This is a genomic window from Peptoniphilus sp. oral taxon 836 str. F0141 (genome assembly GCF_000179335.1).
Classification (GTDB): Bacteria; Bacillota; Clostridia; order Tissierellales; family Peptoniphilaceae; genus Peptoniphilus_A; species Peptoniphilus_A lacrimalis.
Genome location: NZ_AEAA01000140.1, coordinates 1 through 778, shown reverse-complemented (window position 1 = coordinate 778; position 778 = coordinate 1). Strand labels below are relative to the sequence as shown.

Genomic DNA, 778 nt, shown 5'->3' with positions numbered 1-778 from the left:
GCAAACAAAAACGAGCCAATTAATTCTTTAATGAAAATTAAATGAGGATAAAAAGTTAAGGGGATTTTGATTTTTAGACCCCTACCTAAACATATTGATGAAAAAGAAGTTGCCCTTGCAATTTCTCCACAAAAAGACTTAGATTGTATAAATCCCATCAACAAAGCTAAAATTTATGATGGAGATGTGAATGGATTTATTCCACTCTCACCTAAGGCAGCCGTTATGTTGATGGAAGATTATGGATATAACTTAGCCAAAAGAGCCTTAATTATAAATAGGTCGCAAGTTGTAGGTAAACCCCTTGCCATGCTCTTATTAAATAGAAATGCAACAGTTACAATTGCTCATTCTAAAACAGAAAATATAAAGGAATTAATAAAAAAATCAGATTACGTCTTTACGGCTATGGGAAAAATGAAATCTCTTGACAGAAGTTTCTTTACAGAAAAATCAATAATTATTGATCTATCAATAGGAATAGATGAAAATGGCAAACTTTGCGGAGATATTGACCAAGAAGATGTTAATGATTTTGTACAAGCTTATACACCAGTACCTGGTGGGGTAGGAAGTTTGACAAATTTACTTCTATTGGAGTCCTTAATTCATGAATAAAAAAGAACTGAGAAAAGAATTTAAAAACATAAGAGATAATATTAAAAAAGAGATCTGCTTTCTCATCAGATAGGAGAAAATTTATTTGAATCTGATTTATACAAAAATGCGAGGTCAATTTTTACCTTTATAAGTTTTAGAAGTGAGGTTGAAACTTTTG

1 protein-coding gene is annotated in these 778 nt (G+C 30.7%); it reads left to right on the top strand.

The annotated features are described in order from the left end of the window. Positions 1–66: 66 nt before the first annotated feature. A complete protein-coding gene (locus HMPREF9131_RS07555) occupies positions 67–618 on the top strand; it encodes a bifunctional 5,10-methylenetetrahydrofolate dehydrogenase/5,10-methenyltetrahydrofolate cyclohydrolase (RefSeq protein WP_009346273.1) in 552 nt (183 codons plus the stop codon). The last annotated feature ends 160 nt before the right edge of the window (positions 619–778 follow it).